General features: G+C 75.1%; 15 protein-coding genes. 11 read left to right on the forward strand and 4 right to left on the reverse strand.

Features of this window, described 5'->3' with window-relative positions:
* The first annotated feature begins 11 nt into the window (after positions 1-11).
* Both C229_RS0124735 and C229_RS0124740 read left to right on the forward strand, forming a co-directional pair.
* A complete protein-coding gene (locus C229_RS0124735) occupies positions 12-3,278 on the forward strand; it encodes an error-prone DNA polymerase (protein WP_018657802.1) in 3,267 nt (1,088 codons plus the stop codon).
* 136 nt (positions 3,279-3,414) lie between these two features.
* Positions 3,415-5,469, forward strand: a complete 2,055-nt coding sequence (locus tag C229_RS0124740) for a protein kinase domain-containing protein (protein WP_155885033.1) — start codon at positions 3,415-3,417, stop codon at positions 5,467-5,469.
* On the opposite strand, the gene C229_RS0124745 is transcribed toward C229_RS0124740, so the two are convergent.
* On the reverse strand, positions 5,470-6,399 hold the full coding sequence (locus tag C229_RS0124745; RefSeq protein ID WP_018657804.1) for a Ppx/GppA family phosphatase: 930 nt from the start codon (positions 6,397-6,399) through the stop codon (positions 5,470-5,472).
* A gap of 306 nt (positions 6,400-6,705) precedes the next feature.
* Here C229_RS0124745 and C229_RS0124750 point away from each other — a divergent pair, with 306 nt between their 5' ends.
* The 4 genes from C229_RS0124750 to C229_RS0124765 are packed head-to-tail and all read left to right on the forward strand — an operon-like array spanning position 6,706 to position 10,163.
* Positions 6,706-7,758: an ABC transporter substrate-binding protein gene (locus C229_RS0124750; protein WP_018657805.1), complete on the forward strand. Its 1,053-nt coding sequence runs from the start codon at positions 6,706-6,708 to the stop codon at positions 7,756-7,758.
* Positions 7,751-8,572: an ABC transporter ATP-binding protein gene (locus C229_RS0124755; RefSeq protein ID WP_018657806.1), complete on the forward strand. Its 822-nt coding sequence runs from the start codon at positions 7,751-7,753 to the stop codon at positions 8,570-8,572. Before C229_RS0124750 ends, C229_RS0124755 begins: the two co-directional genes overlap by 8 nt.
* Positions 8,569-9,342 (forward strand): ABC transporter permease, encoded by a 774-nt coding sequence (locus tag C229_RS0124760; protein WP_018657807.1) that lies wholly within the window; start codon positions 8,569-8,571, stop codon positions 9,340-9,342. The genes C229_RS0124755 and C229_RS0124760 overlap by 4 nt, the downstream gene beginning before the upstream one ends.
* Positions 9,339-10,163 (forward strand): ABC transporter permease, encoded by an 825-nt coding sequence (locus C229_RS0124765; protein ID WP_051109123.1) that lies wholly within the window; start codon positions 9,339-9,341, stop codon positions 10,161-10,163. The genes C229_RS0124760 and C229_RS0124765 overlap by 4 nt, the downstream gene beginning before the upstream one ends.
* A gap of 28 nt (positions 10,164-10,191) precedes the next feature.
* Here the strand turns inward: C229_RS0124765 and C229_RS0124770 are convergent, their stop codons facing one another.
* Complete coding sequence (locus tag C229_RS0124770) at positions 10,192-10,641, reverse strand: winged helix-turn-helix transcriptional regulator (protein ID WP_018657809.1); 450 nt, start codon at positions 10,639-10,641, stop codon at positions 10,192-10,194.
* 19 nt (positions 10,642-10,660) lie between these two features.
* Positions 10,661-11,824 carry a thiolase family protein gene (locus tag C229_RS0124775; protein ID WP_018657810.1) on the reverse strand — a complete coding sequence of 388 codons (1,164 nt, stop codon included), beginning with the start codon at positions 11,822-11,824 and terminating at the stop codon, positions 10,661-10,663.
* A gap of 127 nt (positions 11,825-11,951) precedes the next feature.
* Between C229_RS0124775 and C229_RS31745 the strand changes: the two genes are divergently transcribed.
* Together C229_RS31745 and C229_RS0124785 are read left to right on the forward strand one after the other, a co-directional pair.
* Positions 11,952-12,374 carry a PH domain-containing protein gene (locus C229_RS31745; protein WP_018657811.1) on the forward strand — a complete coding sequence of 141 codons (423 nt, stop codon included), beginning with the start codon at positions 11,952-11,954 and terminating at the stop codon, positions 12,372-12,374.
* A 47-nt stretch (positions 12,375-12,421) separates the two neighbouring features.
* Positions 12,422-12,928, forward strand: coding sequence for a DedA family protein (locus tag C229_RS0124785; protein WP_018657812.1), 507 nt, complete (start codon positions 12,422-12,424; stop codon positions 12,926-12,928).
* Here C229_RS0124785 and C229_RS0124790 read toward each other — a convergent pair.
* Positions 12,895-13,761 carry a ribokinase gene (locus tag C229_RS0124790; RefSeq protein ID WP_018657813.1) on the reverse strand — a complete coding sequence of 289 codons (867 nt, stop codon included), beginning with the start codon at positions 13,759-13,761 and terminating at the stop codon, positions 12,895-12,897. The genes C229_RS0124785 and C229_RS0124790 overlap by 34 nt on opposite strands.
* Before the next feature lie 77 nt (positions 13,762-13,838).
* Here C229_RS0124790 and C229_RS31750 point away from each other — a divergent pair, with 77 nt between their 5' ends.
* From C229_RS31750 to C229_RS33195, 3 genes are all read left to right on the forward strand, one after another.
* Positions 13,839-14,264, forward strand: coding sequence for a hypothetical protein (locus C229_RS31750; protein ID WP_155885034.1), 426 nt, complete (start codon positions 13,839-13,841; stop codon positions 14,262-14,264).
* Between the two features lie 71 nt (positions 14,265-14,335).
* Positions 14,336-14,953 (forward strand): histidine phosphatase family protein, encoded by a 618-nt coding sequence (locus C229_RS0124800; protein ID WP_018657815.1) that lies wholly within the window; start codon positions 14,336-14,338, stop codon positions 14,951-14,953.
* A 47-nt stretch (positions 14,954-15,000) separates the two neighbouring features.
* On the forward strand, positions 15,001-15,672 hold the full coding sequence (locus C229_RS33195) for a fused DSP-PTPase phosphatase/NAD kinase-like protein (RefSeq protein ID WP_018657816.1): 672 nt from the start codon (positions 15,001-15,003) through the stop codon (positions 15,670-15,672).
* Positions 15,673-15,802 lie beyond the last annotated feature (130 nt).

Raw genomic sequence — 15,802 nt, forward strand, 5'->3', positions numbered from 1 at the left:
GAGGAACGACGATGGGGTGGTTCAACCCGGCCGTGCCCTGGAGTGAGTACGAACGCAACCTCACCTGGGGCAACCCCCGTCCGCCCGCGCCGCCGCCGCCCGTGCGGCGCGAGGTGCGCAGGCCCGCCCCTCCCCCGTCCGGCCCGGCGTGGGCGGAGCTGCACTGCCACTCCTCGTTCAGCTTCCTGGACGGGGCCAGCGACCCGTCCGCGCTGGTCGCAGAAGCGGCGCGGCGCGGCGTCGAGGCGATGGCGATCACCGACCACGACGGCATGTACGGGGCGGTGCGGTTCGCCGAGGCCGCCAGGGGCACCGGCGTCGCGACGCTGTTCGGCGCCGAGCTGTCGCTGGACCGACCCGGCCCCCGCGCGGGCTCGCCCGACCCGGAGGGCCGTCACCTGCTGGTGCTGGCCCGCGACGCCGAGGGGTACGGGCGGCTGTGCTCGGCGATCACGGCGGCGCAGCTCGCGGGCGGGGAGAAGGGCCGTCCGCACTACGACCTGGAGGCCCTGGCGGCGGCGCACGACGGGCACTGGGCGGTGCTGACCGGCTGCCGCAAGGGGCCGGTCCCGGCGGCGCTGGAGTCCGGCGGCGCGGCGGCCGAACTCGACCGGATGATCGGCATGTTCGGGCGCGGCAACGTGTTCGTGGAGCTGATCGACCACGCCCTGCCCGGCGACGACCCCCGCAACGACGCGCTGTTCGCGCTCGCGGAGCGGGCCGGGGTGGGGGTCGTGGCGTCCAACAACGTGCACTTCGCGGCGCCCGGCCCGGACGCGCGGCTCGCCGAGACGCTGGCGGCCGTCCGCGCCCGCCGCAGCCTGGACGCGATGGTCGGGCGGCTGCCCGCCAGCGGCACGGCGCACGTGCGCGACGGCGCGGAGATGGCGGCGCGGCTGGCCCGGTTCCCCGGCGTGCGGGAGCGGACCGTCGAGCTGGCCCGCGCGTGCGCGTTCGACTTCGACGTGGTCGCGCCGCGGCTGCCGGACTGGCCCGTCGAGAACGGGCACACCGAGGCGAGCTGGCTGCGGCATCTGACGGCCGAGGGGGCCCGCAAGCGGTACGGGCCGCCCGAACGGGAGCGGGTCAACGGGGCGTACGCCCAGATCGCCCGAGAACTGGACATCATCGAGGGGCTCGGCTTTCCCGGCTACTTCCTGATCGTGCACGACATCGTGACGTTCTGCGAGCAGGAGAACATCCTGTGCCAGGGCCGGGGATCGGCGGCGAACTCGGCGGTCTGCTACGCGCTCGGCATCACCGGCGTGGACGCCGTCCGCCACGGCCTGCTGTTCGAGCGGTTCCTGTCCCCGGGCCGCGACGGGCCGCCCGATATCGACCTGGACATCGAGCACCGCCGCCGCGAAGAGGTCATCCAGCACGTCTACGACAAGTACGGACGCGAGTGCACCGCGCAGGTCGCCAACGTCATCAGCTACCGGCCGCGCATGGCCGTCCGCGACGCGGCCCGCGCCCTCGGCCACTCCCCCGGGCAGCAGGACGCCTGGTCGCGCGGCGTCGACTCGCGCGAACCCGTCGGCTCCAACGCCGAGGTGCCCGCTCCCGTCCGGGCGCTGGCCGAGCGGATGCTGCGGCTGCCGCGCCACCTCGGCATCCACTCCGGCGGCATGGTCATCGCCGACCGGCCCGTCGGGGAGGTCTGCCCGATCGAGTGGGCGTCCATGCCGGGGCGCAGCGTCCTCCAGTGGGACAAGGACGACTGCGCGGCGGCGGGCCTGGTCAAGTTCGACCTGCTCGGCCTCGGCATGCTCGCCGCGCTGCACGACGCGTTCGACCTCGTCGCCGCGCACCACGGCCACCGCTACGACCTCCAGAACATCCCGCCCGACGACCCGCTGGTGTACGAGATGCTCGCCGACGCCGACACCGTCGGGGTGTTCCAGGTCGAGTCGCGGGCGCAGATGGCGACGCTGCCCCGGCTGCGTCCCCGCGCGTTCTACGACCTGGTGGTGGAGGTCGCGCTGATCCGGCCCGGCCCGATCCAGGGCGGCTCCGTCCACCCCTACCTGCGGCGCCGCAAGGGGCTGGAGCCGACGACGTGCCCGCATCCGCTGATGGAGGCGGCGCTGGCGCGCACGCTGGGCGTCCCGCTGTTCCAGGAGCAGATGATGGAACTGGCGATCTCCTGCGCGGGCTTCACCCCGGCCGAGGCCGACGAGCTGCGGCAGGCGATGGGCGCCAAGCGGGCGCCCGAGCGGGTCGAGCGGCTGCGCGGGCGGCTGCTGACCGGCATGGCCGAACGCGGCATCCCCGACGACGTGGCCGAGGACGTCTACCAGAAGATCCTCGGCTTCACCGGGTTCGGGTTCCCCGAGTCGCACGCGCAGAGCTTCGCGCACCTGGTGTACGCGTCGTCGTACGTCAAGCGGCACTATCCGGCGGCGTTCACGGCGGCGCTGATCCGCAACCAGCCGATGGGGTTCTACAACACGATGTCGCTGCTGGAGGACGTCAAGCGGCACGGCATCGAGGTGCGGGGCGTGGACGTCAACGCCAGCGCGGCGCACCCGACGCTGGAGGAGCCCGTCGCGCCGCTCGTCGCGCACCGGCACGCGCCGTGCGAGCCGCAGCCCGCGCTGCGCGCCGGGCTGATCGGCGTCCGCGACCTCGGCGACGACGCCGCCGAGGCGATCGCGGCGGGCCGTCCCTACGCGAGCATGGAGGACCTGGCGCGGCGAGTGCCGCTGTCGGCGGCGGCGCTGGAGTCGCTGGCGACGGCGGGCGCGTTCGGCTGCTTCGGGCTGGACCGGCGGGCCGCGCTGTGGGCGGCGGGCGCGCTGGCCGGGACGCGGCCGGGGCAGTTCGAGGGCGTCACGCCGGGCGCGGTCGCGCCGCCGCTGCCCGCGATGACGCCGGCGGAGGAGACGCTGGCCGACCTGTGGTCCACCGGGGTCGCGGCCACGCATCCCATGACGCACGTGCGCGCGGCACTGGAGGAGATGGGCGCGCTGACCGCGACCGGCCTGGCGGCGGTGCCCGGTGACCGCAACGTCGTCGTGGCCGGGCTCGTCACGCACCGGCAGCGGCCGGGGACGGCCGGCGGCGTGGTGTTCCTGTCGCTGGAGGACGAGACCGGCGTCGTCAACGTCGTCTGCACCAAGGCGGTGTTCGAGCGGTTCCGCGTCCTGGCGGTCGACTCCCAGGCGCTCCTGGTCAACGGGCGCCTGGAACGCGCCGACGGCGTCAGCCACGTCCGCGCGACGCGGCTGCGGCGGCTGCCGGTGCCGGGCCGCCTGAAGTCCCGCGACTTCCACTGATCTTCCCCGCCGTGACCGGCGGATTTGATAGTTCCTTTAATGTTTTCCGAACCTGGTGCCTCCCGCGCGCCTCTGACACCCTGAAGACGGAACGGGCCGCCCGCGCGGGCGGCCCCGGCGAGAGGTGACGACGTCGATGGACAGCCCGCGCACGGCCGGTCCCCCCGCCGGTGAGCTGCGGCCCGGCGACCCCGGCCGGATCGGTCCCTACCGCATCGAGGCCCGGATCGGCGAGGGCGGCATGGGCGCGGTCTACCGGGGCCGGGCGCAGGACGGCACGCCCGTCGCGGTCAAGGTGGTCCGTCCCGACCTCGCCGGGAACGACGCGTTCCTGTCCCGCTTCCACGACGAGGCCCGCAACGCCGAGCGCGTCGCGTCGTTCTGCACCGCGCAGGTGCTCGCGCACGGCAACGACCAGGGCCTGGCCTACCTGGCCACCGAGTACATCGAGGGCCCCTCGCTGCTCGACCAGATCAACGCGTCCGGGCCGCTGACGCCCGGGATGCTGCACGGCGTGGCAGTCGGCGTCGCGGCGGCGCTCGTCGCGATCCACGCGGCCGGGCTCGTGCACCGCGACCTCAAGCCCAGCAACGTGCTGCTGTCGATCTCCGGGCCGCGCGTCATCGACTTCGGCATCGCGCGGGCGATGGACGAGGCCAGCGTGCACACCCGCACCGGGCAGGTCGTCGGCACCCCCGGCTACATCGCGCCCGAGCAGGTCGCCGGGCAGGACGTCACCCCCGCCGTGGACGTGTTCGCCTGGGGCTGCCTGGTCGCCTACGCCGCCAACGGCCGCAACCCGTTCGGCACCGGGTCGCTGCACGTCCTCATCGGGCGGGCGCTGCACGGCGAACCCGAGCTGGGCGCGCTCACCGAGCCGATGGCGGGGCTGGTGCGGCGCGCGCTCACCAAGGACCCGGCGGGCCGTCCGTCCGCGCGGGAACTGCTGCTGGCGCTCGTCGGCGGCGGGGGCGCGGAGGCGGCGGTGAACACCTCGCTGGACGCGTCCTGGTCACCGACGCTGCTGGAGGCCCCGGCCGCCCCGGTCCCGGCGACCGAACCCCCCGCCCCAGGCGACGCACCGACCCGCGCGGCCTCCTCGCACACGGCGCCACCCGCCCCGGGGGACACGCCGAACCGCGTGGGCTCGCCGCAGCCGCTCGCGCCCGAGCGGCAGGACGCGTCCGCCCGGTTCGCGGCGGGGTCTCCCACCCGGTACGCCCCCTCGCCCGAGGCGCCCACGCGCGCGAGCGACGCGCGGCGCGGCCGGTCGCGGGGCCTGCTCGCCGGGACGGCGGCGCTCGCCGCCGCGGCCGTCACGGCGGGAGCGGTGTGGGCGCTGTGGCCCGAGGACGGCAAGGGCCCGGCGGGCATGCCCACCGACACGATGGCGGTCCGCATCGACACCGCGCCCGGCTGGCCGAGCGCCTGCCACGCCGACATCGGCACCTACACGCCCGGCGACGCCGCGCCCAAGCCGCTGCTCACCGGCCCGACCTGCGACGTCCTGCCCGAATGGTCCCCGGACGGCGACCGCATCGCGTTCACCCGCAAACTCGGCCGCGACGGCGAGGCGTGGGTCATGAACAAGGACGGCGGCGGCGCCCGCAAGGTCGTCGGCGGGCTGGCGGGCGGCAGCCGGGTGGCGTGGTCGCCGGACGGCGGGCGGCTCGCCTTCGTCGGGCGCCGCGACGGCGTCCAGCAGCTCTTCACCGTGCCGGTCGCGGGCGGCACCCCGACCGTGCTGACCAACGACGACTCCAAGAAGGACGACCCGGTCTGGTCGGAGAACGGCCTGGCGTTCTGGAGCGACCGCGAGGGCACCCGGCAGATCTTCGTCCTGGACCCGGCGTCCCCGGCCGACTGGCGGCAGGTCACCCGCGCCGACGTCGACGCGGGCGACCCGGAGTGGTCACCGAACGGGCGGCAGATCGCCTACACGCGGGGACGGTCGCCCGACAGCGACATCTGGGTGGTGGACGCCGACGGACGCAACGACCGGCGGCTCACCCGCGACCCGCAGAACGAGAGCGACGCCGCCTGGTCGCGCGACGGCTCATGGCTCACGTTCGTGCGCGGGCCGTGGGAGGAGCCGCGCGTCTACGCCGTCCGCGAGGACGGCACCGGCGAGCGGCCGGTCACCCCGGACGGGCACGTCATCGCGCATCCCGCCTGGGGGCCGGTGGCGTGATCAGCCGCCGAGGGTGTCGAGCCGCCGCAGGATGACGCCCTCGCGCAGCGCCCACGGGCAGACCTCCAGCTCGTCGAGGCCGAACAGGTCCATCGCGGCGTCCGCGACGATCGCGCCGGCAGGGAGCTGCGGCGCCCGCGACTCCGACACGCCGGGCAGCGAGGCACGTTCGGCCGGGTCGAGTTCAGCGAGTTTGGGCGCCCACTCCAGCAGGTCGGCGTGGCGCAGCACCCGCTGCGCGAAGGGGCCCTCGGAGGTGGCGGCGGCACCGGCGATGCGGGCGAGCTGCTTGAACGTCTTGGACGTGGCGACGGCGTGGTCGGGCGGCCCGTAGCGGGTGATCTCCCCGGCGTGCCGGGCGATCTCGGCGCGGACGTGCTTGCGCAGCGCGCGGATCTCCTCGGGCGGGGCGGGGTCGGCCGTGAGCATGGCGCGGGTGAGGCGGCTGGCGCCCAGCGGCAGCGAGACGGCGACGTCGGGTTCCTCGTCGATCCCGGCGGCGATCTCCAGGGAGCCGCCGCCGATGTCGACGACGAGCAGCCGCCCGGTGGACCAGCCGAACCAGCGCCGGACGGCGAGGAACGTCATGCGGGCCTCGTCCGGGCCGGACAGCACGGCGATGTCGACGCCGGTGTCGGCGCGGACGCGCGCCAGCACCTCCTCGCCGTTGACGGCGTCGCGGACGGCCGAGGTGGCGAACGCGACGAGGTTCTCCACGCCCTTGTCCTCGGCGACCTGGAGGGCCTCGACGACGAACGCGTGCAGCAGTCCCTCGCCCTCGGCGGAGAGCCGGTCGCCGTCCTCCAGGTGGGCGGCGAGCCGCAGTTCCGCCTTGTGGGAGAACGCCGGCAGCGGGCGGGCGCCGCGGTGGGCGTCGACCACCAGCAGGTGCACCGAGTTGGAGCCCACGTCCAGCACGCCGAGTCGCATGGCGGGAACGCTACCGAATCCGCTGGGGTGACCGGTCCACGGTCCCCGCTTTACCCGGTGCGGAGGCTCGGGAACCCTGGCGCAGCACAGGACGCGGGCGCGCGCCATCGGAGGAACGCACAGTCCGGCGCGCGGCGCGGCGGTGGCGTTTGTGCGGGCGCTCCTACGGCGTGGCGCCGGTAACAAGCCGGAAAAAATCCCGGCATCCCTCGGCAACGTCCCGTCCCTACGTTCGGCGCAGGCCGGTCGGTCGCGGCACTTCCGGACGCGTCCGGCACCGGCGCTGAAACGCTAGATCGGAGACCCATGAGCCAGCTCGACCGCCGTACCCTCCTCCGCCGCGGCCTCCAGGCCGGCGGCCTCCTGCTCGCCGCGCCCGTCCTGGCGGCCTGCGGGGACGACGAACCCTCCGGCGGCGGGTCGGGCTCGGGCCTCGGCACGCTCGGCATCCGGCTCGCGTGGATCAAGAACGTGGAGTTCGGCGGGGAGTTCATGGCCGACTCGCGCGGCTACTTCAAGGCCGAGGGCTTCTCCAAGGTCGACCTCATCACCGGCGGGCCGAACGCGACGCCCGCCGAGACCGACGTCGTCACCGGCAAGGCGTTCGCCGGGCTGTCCTCCCCCGACCGCGTCGGCGCGGCCGTCCTCAAGGGCGCCCCCCTGAAGATCATCGGCGCGCACTACCAGAAGAACCCGTTCTCGATCACCTCGATGGCCGACAAGCCGATCCGGACGCCGCAGGACATGGTCGGCAAGAAGATCGGCGTGCAGGCCACCAACGAGGCCGTCTGGGACGCCTTCCTCAAGTCCGCCAAGATCGACCCGAAGTCGATCACGAAGGTGCCCGTCCAGTTCGACCCGCTGCCGCTCACGACCGGCACCGTCGACGGCTGGATGAGCTACGTCACCAACGAGCCGAACGTGCTGCGCCTCAAGGGCCACAAGGTCGAGACGATGCTCTTCGCCGAGCAGGGGTACCCGCTCGTCGGCGAGGCGATCTTCGTGACGACCGAGGCGCTGAAGAAGGACCGCGCCAAGGTCAAGGGCATGCTGCGCGGCCAGATCAAGGGCTGGAAGGACTGCATCAAGGAGCCCGAGGCCGCCGCCAAGCTCGCCGTCGAGGTCTACGGCAAGGGCCTCGGGCTGGAGATGGAGGAGCAGGTCCTGCACGCCAAGACGCAGAACGACCTGATCCTCACCGAGGACACCAAGAAGAACGGGCTCTTCACGCTCAGCCCTGACCTGCTGCGCCGCAACATCGAGACGCTGGCCGTCGCGGGCGTGAACGTCACCGCCGAGCGGCTCTTCGACCTGTCCGTCCTGGAAGAGATCTACAAGGAGGACGCCTCCCTTGTCTGACGTCACCTCCGCGGAGCCCGCCGCGCCGGTCACCGCCGCCCCCGCGGGCGACGGCATCCGGCTCGCGGGGCTGCGCAAGGAGTTCCGTCTCGGCCGGCGCACGATCACCGCCCTGGACGACGTCGACCTGCGCACCCCGCAGGGCTCGTTCCTGTCGCTGCTGGGCCCGTCGGGCTGCGGCAAGTCCACCGTGCTGCGCATCCTGGCCGGGCTGGAGAAGCCGACGGCCGGGGAGGCGCTGCTGCACGGCGAGTCGCCCGAGGTGGCGCGGCGCGGCCACCACCTCGGCATCGCCTTCCAGGACGCGGCGCTGCTGCCGTGGCGGACCGTCACCGCGAACATCCGGCTGCCGCTGGAGGTCGCGGGGATCAGGCCGTCGGCGGAGCAGATCCAGGACCTCGTCCGGCTCGTCGGGCTGGAGGGGTTCGAGAAGGCGCGTCCCGCGCAGCTCTCGGGCGGGATGCGGCAGCGCGTCGCGATCGCCCGGTCCCTGGTGGTCGAGCCCCGGGTACTGCTGCTGGACGAGCCGTTCGGCGCCCTGGACGACCTGACCCGCCAGCGCCTCAACCTGGAGCTCCAGCGGATCTGGTCCGAGCGGGCCACCACGACGCTGATGGTCACGCACGGCATCGCCGAGGCGGTGTTCCTGTCGGACGTCGTCGCGGTGATGAGCGCGCGGCCGGGCCGCATCCTGGCGCTGGTCGAGATCGACCTGCCGCGTCCGCGCACCCCCGAGATGCTGCGCACGCCGGAGTTCCACGCCCTCCAGGACCGGCTGTCGGAGATGCTCTTCGGCCAGGAGGAGGACGCGTGACGGGGCGGGTGCCCCGCTGGGTCAGCCCCGTCGCCGGTCTGGCCGGGGTGCTGGCGCTGTGGGAGCTGCTGGCGCTGACGGTGTTCGCGAGCGGGCAGGCGGTCCCGACGCCGCACGGCGTGGCCGCGTCGCTGCTGGACGACGGCTGGGGCTTCTACGGCCCGCACCTGCGCGGCACGGGCAGCGAGGCGCTGCGCGGGTTCCTGTGGGGCAACGCGATCGCGTTCGGCATGGCGCTGCTGGTCGTCCTGGTGCCGCCGCTGGAACGCGTCGTCACCCAGCTCGCGGTGGCCAGCTACTGCCTGCCGATCATCGCGGTCGGCCCGATCCTCACCGTCGTGTTCGACGGGGACACCCCGATGGTGGCGCTGTCGGCGCTGTCGGTGGTGTTCACGACGCTGATCGGGGTGCTGGCGGGGCTGCGCGCCGCCGACCGGGCCAGCCTGGACCTGGTCGCGGCCTACGGCGGCGGCCGGTGGGCGATGCTGCGGCGCGTCCGGCTGACGGCGGCGCTGCCGTCGGCGTTCACCGCGTTGAAGATCGCCGCCCCGGCGGCGGTGCTCGGCGCGATCATCGGTGAGTTCATGGGGCGCGTCCCGGAAGGGCTGGGCCTGGCGATGATCGTGGCGCAGCAGCAGCTCGCGGTGGAGCGGACGTGGGGCGTCGCGCTGGTCTCCGGCGCCCTGGCCGGTGCCGGGTACGCGGTCATCGCGCTGGTGGCGCGGTTCGCGACGCCGTGGGCGCGGACGGCCGGGGAGGCGGGCCGATGAGCGCGGTGCAGGGGGCGCGGGCCAGTCTCGGACCCGGGCTGCGGCGGCTCGGCACGACGCTGCTGTCGCTCGTGCTGTCGCTGGCGCTGGTCGGCGTCGGCTGGACGGTGTTCCTGGAGGTGCTGAACGTCAGCGAGCTGGTGGCCAAGAGCCCCGGCGACGTGTGGGCGTACCTGTTCACCGTCCCAGAGGCCGCCGCGAATCGGGAGACGATCCTGTCCGGGCTGGCGGTGACGCTGAGGGACGCGGGCGTCGGGCTCGTCGCGGGCCTGCTCGCCGCGGCGGCGGTCGCGATGTCGTTCGTGCTGTGGCGGACGGCCGAGCGGTCGCTGATGCCGATCGCGATGGTGGTGCGGTCGGTGCCGCTGGTGGCGATGACGCCGGTGATCACGCTGGCGTTCGGGCGGGACCTGCTCGCCACGACCGTCATCAGCGGGATCGTGGTGTTCTTCCCGGCGCTGGTGAACCTGGTGTTCGGGCTGCGGTCGGCGTCGCCGCAGGCGGCCGACCTCGTCGCGGCCTACGGCGGGTCGGCGTGGACGGCGATGCGCAAGGTCCAGATCCCGAGCGCGCTGCCGTCGTTCTTCGCCGCCGCGCGCATCGCGGCGCCCGGCTCGCTGATCGGCGCGCTGCTGGCCGAGTGGCTGGCGACGGGCCGGGGCCTCGGCTACGCGATGCTCACGTCGGGCAGCAACTTCCGCTACGACGAGCTGTGGGCGAGCGTGGTCGCGGTGACGCTGGCGTCGCTGGCCGTCTACGCGCTGGTCGGCGTGCTGGAGGCGGCGGTGCTGTCCCGGTACGCGCCGCGCGAGAGCCGTTGAGGGCCGGGGACGCGCGGCGTCCCCGGCCTCACTCGTGCGGGATCAGCCCTCGGCCGGACGCGTCCCGGATGCCTTCGCGGGCGGGTTCGCCGCAGTGCGCGCAGACGACGCGCGGCTCCAGCCGCTCACCGCACGCGTGCGTGAACGTCATCGGCGGATCGGCCGGGTTGAGGTGCCGGTCGCCCCAGCGCATCAGCGGGAGCAGCACGTCGCACAGCTCCCAGCCCGCCTCGGTCAGGTGGTACTCGTACCGGGGCGGGTGCTCGCTGTAGCGTTCGCGCCGCACGACGCCCGCCGCCTCCAGCTTGCGCAGCCGCACGGTGAGGATGTCGCGGGACGCCCCGGTGTTGCGGGCGATCTGGTCGAACCGGTGGAACCGGTGGCTCAGTTCCCGCACGGCGAGCAGCGTCCACCGCTCGCCGACGATCTCCAGCGCGTCGGCGACCGAGCACGCGCGGGGCAGGGCGGTCTTGGCCATGGGTTCCATTCAACCGGACTCAGAGGCGTTCGATGATGGTCGCGTTGGCCAGGCCGCCCGCCTCGCACATGGTCTGGAGGCCGTAGCGGGCGCCGGTGTCCTCCAGGGCGTGCAGGAGGGTGGTCATGAGGCGGGCGCCGCTGCCGCCGAGCGGGTGGCCGATGGCGATGGCGCCGCCGCGCACGTTGAGGCGGTCGGCGGGCACGCCGGTCTCCCGCTGCCAGGCCAGGACGACCGACGCGAACGCCTCGTTCACCTCGAACAGCCCGATGTCGTCCAGCGTCAGGTTCGCCTTGGCGAGGACCTTGCGGGTCGCGGGGACGATCGCGGTGAGCATGAGCAGCGGGTCGTCCCCGGCGACGGCGAAGGAGTGGAAGCGGGCGCGGGGGCGCAGGCCGAGCCGCTTCGCCGTCGCGGCCTCCATGACGAGCAGGGCGGCGGCGCCGTCGTTGATCGGGGAGGCGTTCCCGGCGGTGACCGTCCAGCCGATCTCGGGGAAGCGCTCCTCGACGAGCGCGTCGTAGTAGGCGGGCTTGAGCCCGGCGAGGACGCCGGGCGTGGTGCCGGGACGGATCGTCTCGTCCCGCTGTCCCGGCCAGGCGGCCTCGCGGTCGAACGCGCCCGCGTCCCACGCGGCGGCGGCGCGGCGGTGCGACTCGGTGGCGAAGGCGTCCTGCTCCGCGCGGGAGATCTTCCAGCGGGCGGCGATCAGCTCGGCGCCGATGCCCTGGCCGACGAGACCGCCGGGGTAGCGGGCGGCGACGGCGGGGCCGAACGGGTCGCTGCCGGGCAGCACGGCCGCGCCCATCGGCACGCGCGACATCGACTCGACGCCGCAGGCGATCGCGATGTCGTAGGCGCCGCTGATGACGCCCTGCGCGGCGATGTGGGCGGCCTGCTGGGACGAGCCGCACTGCCGGTCGACCGTCATCGCGGGCACGCTCTCGGGGAACCCGGCGGCCAGGACCGCGTTGCGGGTGAGGTTGAGCGCCTGGTCGCCGGCCTGGGTGACGACGCCGCCGACGACGTCGTCGACGAGGGCGGGGTCGATCCCGGCGCGCTCCACGAGCGCGGTCAGCGTCCGCGCCAGCAGGTCGACGGGGTGGTCGTCGTGCAGGGCGCCGTTCGGCTTGCCCTTGGCGACGGGGGTGCGGACGGCTTCGACGAGCACGGCGTCGCGCATGGCGGCCTCCTCGGTTGGATTCTCCAACTAACTGCCTCTCATTATGCGCCGTCAGTTGGAAATCACAACTCACCGGCTCCGTGGGGGCCGTCACAGCCGGTCGCGCCGGGCGGCTACCGTGGCGGGCATGGAGACGCGGAGCTGGCGGGTGCCGCCATGGCACATCGGGCTGAAACTGGCCGCCGCCGCGCTGTTCGTCGCGCTCGCCGTCCTGGCCGACGACGCGCGCGGCTCCCTGCTCACCGGCGTCGCCGCGCTCGGCTTCGCGGGCGTCGCCGTCCGCGACCTGCTCGCCCCCGTCCGGCTCGCCGCCGACGCCGAGGGCGTCACCGTCGTGTCCGGGTTCGTCGGGCACGTCCGGATTCCCTGGGCCCAGATCCGGGAGATCCGGGTGGACGACCGGCGCCGTCTCCTCGTCCGCTCGCGCCTGCTGGAACTGCGCACCGAGGACGACCTGCACCTGCTCAGCGCCTACGACCTCGGCACCGACCCGGCCGAGGTCGAGACCGACCTGACCCGCCTCCGCGACGGACTCGCACCGGGCACCTGACCGGCGGGGTTCCGGCGGGAAGTTAGGTACGCCTAACATCGAGTGTCATGCGCGACGGATTCCTGGGCATGCCGGTGTGGCTCGTCGTCGTCCTCGCCGTGCTCGTCATCGTCGTGCGCGGGCAGGTCTACTACTGGATCGGGCGCGGCACCGGGCCGCGCGTCTACGCCTCGCGCCTCGGGCGCCGCGTCGGCGCGGACCGGCTGCGGCGGGTCGAGGGGGTGGTCGCGCGGCGCGGCGTGCTCGCGGTCGTCGGCGCGCACTGGGTCGCGGGACTGCGGCACGCGATCCCGGTCTGCGCGGGCGTCGCCCGGATGCCGTTCGGCCGGTACACGTTCGCGACCGTGGTCGGCGCGGCGCTGTGGACGCCGCCGTGGATCGTCGGCGGGTACGCCGTCGTCTGGGGCTGGCTGCGCGTCTTCGGCCGGTCCCCGCTCGCCGTCGCGGGGCTGGCCGCCGCCGTGGTCGCGGCGCTCGCGCTCGTGCTCGTGCTGCGCCGCCGCCGGACGCGCGCGCCCGTTCAGGCGGGCAGCGCGTCGCCCGAACGCGGATAGGAGCCCTGCGCGCCGTCCGCGCGGACGGCCGCCGCCCCGACGCGCACCGCGAACCGGGCGGCGGCGGCGAGCGCGTCCCCGCGCGCGAGCCGCAGGCACAGCGCGCCGGTGAACGCGTCGCCCGCGCCCGTGGTGTCGCGGACGTCCACCCGGGGCGCGGGCACGCGCACCTCGCCGGACGCGTCGGCGACGACCGCGCCGTCCCCGCCGAGCGTCAGCACGACCGACCGCGCGCCCCGCGCCAGCAGTCCCCCGGCCTCGGCGGGCCCGCCGAGCAGGTGCCGCGCCTCGTGCTCGTTGACGACGAGCGGATCGGCGAGCGCGAGCAGTTCGTCCGGCACGCCGGCGGCGGGCGCGAGGTTGAGCACGGCGCGGCGCGCGAGCCGCGCGGCGGCGAGCACGGTGGCGACCGGCACCTCCAGTTGCAGCGCGACGACGGCGGCCCCGGCGACGACGTCCCGCGCGGCGACGACGTCGTCCGGCGTGAGCCGCGCGTTCGCGCCCGGCGCGACCACGATCCCGTTCTCGCCGCCGGGCCCGACGGTGATGAACGCGACCCCGCTCGCACCGGACACGCCCGGGGGCGCGGCGAACCGCACGCCCTCGGCGTCCAGCGCGTCGCGCAGGAAACGGCCGTGGGCGTCGTCGCCGACCCGTCCGACGAGCGCGACCCGGCCGCCGAGCCGCGCCGCCGCGACGGCCTGGTTGGCGCCCTTCCCGCCCGGATGCAGCGTGTAGTCCGATCCGAGCACGGTCTCCCCCGGTCCCGGCCACCGCTCCACCCGGACCACCAGATCGGCGTTCACCGATCCCACGACGACCACGTCATCCATGACGGCATCGTGCCACGTCGGGACGGTCGGTCACGTCCCGGCGACGGTTCGTCACCGGCGCGGGCTAGGGTGACCCCATGCCGAGACTCCCGGTGCTCCGCGCGCTCACCCTCGCCGTGCTGGCGCCGCTGCTGACGACCTGCGCGGCGGGTCCGTCGGCGCGCGCCGACGTGCGCGGGGACGCGCCGTTCACCCTCGCCCCGGGCACGTCGGTGCGCCACGCCGACTCCGGCCTCGACGTGGAGTTCGTGCGGGTCACCGCCGACAGCCGCTGCCCGGCGGACGTGCAGTGCGTCTGGCAGGGGGACGCCACGGTGCGCGTGGAGACGCGCGAGACCGACGCGGTCACCGCGCACGAGCTGCACACCGCCGGACGGCCCGCGTCGGCCGTGGTGGGGGCGTTCCGGTTGCGGCTCGTCGCGCTCTCGCCCGAGCGCCGGAGCGGCGCCGCCGTCGAGCCCCGCGACTACCGGGTCACGTTGCGGATGGAACGATCCGGCTGAATGCCCGGTGCGGGAGCGCATCCGCTGCGACAATGCTCGCGGGCAGGACGAAACTCGGGGTTACGGGGCGTATGGGTACGACACTCTTCCTCGCGCGGCACGGGCAGACCGTCTGGCACGCCGAGAACCGGTACGCCGGAGTCAGCGACATCGCGCTCACCGACACCGGGCGGCGGCAGGCCGAACGGCTCGGCGCCTGGGCGGCCGACGCGAAACTGGAGGCCGTCTGGTGCTCACCGCTGCAACGGGCGCGTGAGACGGCGGCGCCCGCCGCGCGGGCCGTCGGGCGGCCCGCCACCGTCGCCGCCGACCTCGCCGAGGTCGACTTCGGCTCCGCCGAGGGCCGCACGCTCGCCGAACTGCCCGCCGAGATCGCCGCCGCGTTCCGCGCCGACCCGGTCACCGGCGCCTTCGACGGCGCCGAGGACCCGCTGCGCGCCGCCGCGCGCGGCGTGCGGGCGCTGCGCCGCGTCGCCGCCGAGCACGCCGAGGGCCGCGTCCTCGTCGTCGCCCACAACACGCTGCTGCGGCTGACGCTCTGCGCGCTGCTCGGCATCCCCGCCGCCCGCTACCGGACGGTGTTCCCCCGGATCGACAACTGCGCGGTGACCCAGGTGCGGATCAGCGGCACGGACACGGCCCTGCTCGCGCTGAACGTCCCGGCGGACGCCACGTCCCCTGGAACGTGACCGCCGGGGACGGCCCGGGCCGGTCGCCGCGCGGTTAGGGTCGCCTCATGCCCGTTCCGCCGCCGCGCGTCCTCGCCGGAGCGGCCGGCGCCTACGGGCTGACCTGGCTGCTGGTGAGCGCCGCGATCCTGGCCGCGAGCGCGGCGGCGCGCGTCCGCCGTCCCGCCGGGAGGCTGCCGGGGGTGCGCAACGTCGTCCGCGTCGATGCCCGGCTGTGGCGCGGTGCGGCGCCGACGCCCGAGGGGTATCGCGCACTGGCGGCGCGGGGCGTGCGCACCGTCGTCGACCTGCGCGCCGAGCGGCTTCCCGGCGAGACCTGGGAACGGCCCGCCCGCGCCGGGCTCCGGCTGGTCAGACTTCCCGTCCGCGACGGTCAGGCGCCCGCGCCGGAGCAGGTCGCGCGGTTCCTCGACGTCGTGGCCCGGTCGGACGGGCCGGTGTTCGTGCACTGCGGCGCGGGCGTCGGCCGCACCGGCTCGATGGTCGCCGCCTACCTCGTCGGCGGCGGACACGCGGGCGCCGCCGCCGCGACCCGGGCCGCGCTCGCGGTCGGCCCGCCGTCGCTCGAACAGATCGCGTTCATGGCGGCGCTGCGCGGGGAGCGCGTGCGCCGTCCGCATCCGGCCCTCGTCGCGCTCAGCCGCGCGGCCGACGCGCCGCGCCGCGCGCGGGCCCGGCTGCGCGCCCGGCCCGCCGTCGTACCCCGGGCGCCGGGGTGACGGTGAGGGGACCTTTCCGCTGCGAACGGTTGACACGCGTCACCGCGGCCCCGCTTGATGGAACAGCGGAAGTCCTGTTCCGCCCGTCCTCGCGTCGGTAAGGTGATCCAGATACTCAACGTAGCGTCAA

The organism is Actinomadura flavalba DSM 45200 (assembly GCF_000374305.1).
GTDB classification, from domain to species: Bacteria; Actinomycetota; Actinomycetes; order Streptosporangiales; family Streptosporangiaceae; genus Spirillospora; species Spirillospora flavalba.